Annotated in this window: 5 protein-coding genes; 2 read left to right on the top strand and 3 right to left on the bottom strand. The window is 65.5% G+C overall.

From position 1 onward, the window contains the following. Positions 1-2: 2 nt before the first annotated feature. Together JOY90_RS23100 and JOY90_RS23095 are read left to right on the top strand one after the other, a co-directional pair. Positions 3-761 carry an ABC transporter permease gene (locus JOY90_RS23100; RefSeq protein ID WP_291693428.1) on the top strand — a complete coding sequence of 253 codons (759 nt, stop codon included), beginning with the start codon at positions 3-5 and terminating at the stop codon, positions 759-761. Beyond that, a complete protein-coding gene (locus JOY90_RS23095) occupies positions 754-1533 on the top strand; it encodes an ABC transporter ATP-binding protein (RefSeq protein WP_291693427.1) in 780 nt (259 codons plus the stop codon). Before JOY90_RS23100 ends, JOY90_RS23095 begins: the two co-directional genes overlap by 8 nt. A gap of 17 nt (positions 1534-1550) precedes the next feature. Here the strand turns inward: JOY90_RS23095 and JOY90_RS23090 are convergent, their stop codons facing one another. The 3 genes from JOY90_RS23090 to JOY90_RS23080 all read right to left on the bottom strand — a co-directional run. Next, positions 1551-2324, bottom strand: coding sequence for a ferredoxin--NADP reductase (locus JOY90_RS23090; protein WP_291693426.1), 774 nt, complete (start codon positions 2322-2324; stop codon positions 1551-1553). 296 nt (positions 2325-2620) lie between these two features. Next, positions 2621-3553 carry an amino acid ABC transporter substrate-binding protein gene (locus JOY90_RS23085; RefSeq protein WP_291693425.1) on the bottom strand — a complete coding sequence of 311 codons (933 nt, stop codon included), beginning with the start codon at positions 3551-3553 and terminating at the stop codon, positions 2621-2623. Positions 3554-3565: 12 nt separating this feature from the next. Continuing rightward, positions 3566-3972: cation:dicarboxylase symporter family transporter (locus tag JOY90_RS23080; protein WP_291693424.1), on the bottom strand; the 407-nt coding region annotated here is incomplete at its 5' end.

Genomic DNA, 3972 nt, shown 5'->3' with positions numbered 1-3972 from the left:
CGCTGCTCGCGATCGCGTTTCCGCTGGCGCTCTTGGCGTTCTGGCATCTCGCCACCGCGAACCGGCCGGCGAGCCTGATCCCGCCGCCCTATGACGTGTGGCAGGAGCTTTGGGACCTCGCGGTCGGCGGCATCAATGACGATGCCTATAGCGGCACGCTGTTGACCCACCTCGTCGCCTCGATCAGCCGGGTCTATGGCGGCTTCGCGCTGGCGCTCGCGGTGGCGCTGCCTTTGGGCATGCTGATCGGACGCGTGCCGCTGGTGCGGCAACTGCTCGATCCGACCATCCAGATCCTGCGGCCGATTCCCGTCACCGCCTGGCTGCCGCTCGCGATGATCATCTTCGGCCTGGGGCCGCGCTCGGCGTTCTTCCTGGTGTTTCTCGGCGCGTTCTATCCCGTACTGGTCAACACCATCTTCGGGGTGCGCTCGGTCGAGCCGCGGCTGTTCGAGGCGGCATCCATGCTCGGCTGCACCGGCTCGGCGCAGTTCTTCCGCGTGGTGCTGCCGGCGGCGCTGCCCTCGATCTTCACCGGCATGCGGCTCGGACTCGGCTTTGCCTGGGTCGTGATCGTGGTCGGCGAGATGACCGGCGTGCAGACCGGACTCGGCGCCATCATCATGGAGGCGCGGCAGCTCTCGCGCACCGAGATCGTGATCTGCGGCATGATCGTGATCGGCGTGTTCGGCTTCCTGTCCGACCAGCTCGTGATGCTGATCGGCAAGCGTCTCCTGGCCTGGAGCCCCGCGCATGGCTGAGGCGACCGTGCCCATCCTCGAGATGAAGAACGCCGGCAAGATCTATGCGCAGGGCGGCCGCGCCATCGAGGCGCTGCGCGGCGCCAATCTGCGGGTCAGGAAGGGCGAGTTCATCTGCCTGATCGGCGCCTCCGGCTGCGGCAAGTCCACGCTGCTGCGGATGGCGGCCGGCTTCGAGAGCGTGACCTCGGGCGAGGCGCTGATGTGGGACAAGCCGATCGCGGGGCCGGACTGGAGCCGCGGCATGGTGTTCCAGGACTACGGCCTGTTCCCCTGGCTCAGCGTCCGCGACAATATCGGCTTCGGCCCGAAATCGCGCGGCCGCGCGAGGAGCGAGATCAAGGCGACCTGCGCGCGCTTCATCGAGCTGGTGGGCCTGCAGAGCTTCGCCGACGTCTATCCGCACCAGCTCTCCGGCGGCATGAAGCAGCGGGTGGCGATCGCGCGCGTGCTCGCCAATGACGCCGAGATGGTGCTGATGGACGAGCCGTTCGGCGCGCTGGATGCGATGACGCGCGAGCGATTGCAGGACGAGCTGGTCGAGATCTGGTCGCGCACGGGGCTCACCGTGCTGTTCGTCACCCACGCGATCGAGGAGGCGATCTTCCTCGCCGACCGCGTGGTGGTGATGTCGCCGGGGCCGGGCCGGATCGACAGCGAATATGTCATCGACCTGCCGCGCCCGCGCGACGTTGCGAGCGACGCCTTCAACGAATGGCGCAAGCTCTTGTCGTCGAAACTGCACAGCCATCACGCGCGCAAGGCGGGATGAGGCGGGCAGCCATGAGATCAGCGCTCGACGAACGCCTTCTCGATGACGTAGTGACCGGGCGCGCTGTGGTTGCCCTCGGCAAAGCCGCGCCCGTCGAACATCTGGCGCAGCTCTTCCAGCATTGCCGGGCTGCCGCACATCATGATGCGGTCGGTTTCGAGGTCGAGCGGCCGCTCGCCGATGTCGTTGAAGAGCTGGCTGGAGCTGATCAGGTCGGTGATGCGGCCGCGATTGCGGAACGGCTCGCGGGTGACGGTCGGATAATAGACGAGCTTGTCCGCGAGCAGCGGCCCGAACAGTTCGTCGTCGCGCAGCTTCGTCACCACCTCCTCGCCATAGGCGAGCTCGGAGACCTGCCGGCAGCCATGCACCAGCACGATCCTCTCAAAGCGGTCATAGACCTCGGGGTCCTTGATCAGGCTGGCGAAGGGGGCGAGGCCCGTGCCGGTCGACAGCAGCAGCAGGCGCTCGCCCGGGATCAGATTGTCGGTGATCAGCGTGCCCGTGGCCTTGCGGCCGACCAGGATGGTATCGCCCTGGCGGATCCTCTGCAGCCGCGAGGTCAGGGGGCCGTGGGCGACCTTGATCGAGAAGAACTCCAGCTCCTCCTCGTGGTTGGCGCTCGCCATGCTGTAGGCGCGCATCAACGGACGGCCATCGACCTCGAGGCCGATCATCGCAAACTGCCCGTTGAGGAAGCGGAAGCCGGCATCGCGGGTGGCGCGGAAGCTGAAAAGCGTATCGGTCCAGTGCTGAACGGAAAGAACTTTCTCTCGATAGAACGCACTCATGGTCTGTGGTTTTCCCGATGGCGATGAAGTTAGGATGGATCAGCTGTTCGCAGGCGCGGGAAACGACTGATCTGGTTGGCATTTTCGTCGGCTATGTACGCGAATTCGGGAGATAATCAACCCGCGCCGGGCGCACATTTGAGCGATGTCAAATGCATGCCGACATATCGCTGAAAGGAGGTGGCAGCGCCGTGATGGGGCGCACAGAGCTGGCGCAACGAACTTGCGGAAATCAGCCTGTGCGCCGCATTTCATTGCGACCGCCCGACGTGGCGGCCGCAATGGTTAGCGTCGGGTCAATGATTGGCGCTCGCGGAATCGTCCAGCGCGTTGAAGGCGTCCTCGAGCTGCGCCGAGATCGGCACGTTGAGCCGCTCACCGGTCGGCAGCCGCGCCACGAACCACTTGTTGTAGAGCGGGACGAGGTCATGGTTGGAGCCGAGCTTGCGGAATGCCCGCTCGACCACGGCGGCGAGCGCGGCGTCGCCCTTGCGGAACATGATGCCGTAGGGGTCGTAGGAGAGGTAATCACCGACGACATGAAACCTGTCCTGCGACTTGTGACGGGCGATCAGGCCATAGAGCAGGATGTCGTCGGTCGCGAAGGCATCGGCCTTGCCGTCGGCGAGCATCTGGTAGGATTGCTCGTGATCGGGCGCGGCGATGATGTTGAGCCCGAGCGCGAACTTCTTGTCGGCGTTGTGCATCGCCTGCTCGTTGGTGGTGCCCTTGGTGACCACCACCGTCTTGCCCTTGAGGTCGGTCACCGAGGCAACGCCGCCGGCCTTCGCCACCATCAGCTTGGTGCCGGCGACGAACATCAGAGGCGAGAACGCGACCTGCTTGCCGCGCTCGGCATTGGCGGTGGTCGAGCCGCATTCCAGGTCGATCTTGTTGTCCAGCACCGCCTGGATGCGGTCGTCGGAGGTGACCTTGACGTATTCGATCTTGAGGCCGGGGTCGTCGACCTCGACGCCGATCTCGTCGACGACGGCCTCGCACAGTTCGAGGCTGTAGCCGATCGGCCGGTTGGCCTGGTCCAGGAACGAGAATGGCGGCGAGCTCTCGCGATAACCGAGATGGACGACGTGGGCGCTCTTGATGGCGGACAGCGCGGGGCTGAGCCCCTCGCCGCCGGCACTGATGCTGTCCTGGGCCGACGCGGGCCTCGCCGGCAGGAGGGCTGCCAGCAATCCGGCCGCCAGGATCGCCCTGACGATATGGCGCATCGCTGCCTCCCATCAATGGCCGGCCATGGCGGGCACCTCGCCCGCGATCATGTCCGGCGGCACCACGTCGTCGGGACCGAGCGCATGCTCCGGCGCAAGCTCGCCCTCCCATTTTGCCACCACGGCGGTCGCGAGCGAGTTGCCGATCACGTTGGTGGCGCTGCGGCCCATGTCCAGGAAGGTGTCGATGCCCATGATCATGAGCAGCCCGGCCTCGGGGATATTGAACTGGCTCAAGGTCGAGGCGATCACCACCAGCGAGGCGCGGGGAACGCCGGCCACGCCCTTCGAAGTAATCATCAAGGTTGCGAGCATCGCAAGCTGCGTCGCAATCGGCATGTCGATCTTGTAGGTCTGCGCGATGAAGATACTGGCGAAGGTGCAGTACATCATCGTGCCGTCGAGGTTGAAGGAATAGC

This window comes from Bradyrhizobium sp. (assembly GCF_019242285.1).
GTDB lineage: Bacteria > Pseudomonadota > Alphaproteobacteria > Rhizobiales > Xanthobacteraceae > Bradyrhizobium.
The sequence above is the reverse complement of the archived record's forward strand: the minus strand, read 5'-3'. Positions and strand labels throughout refer to the sequence as shown.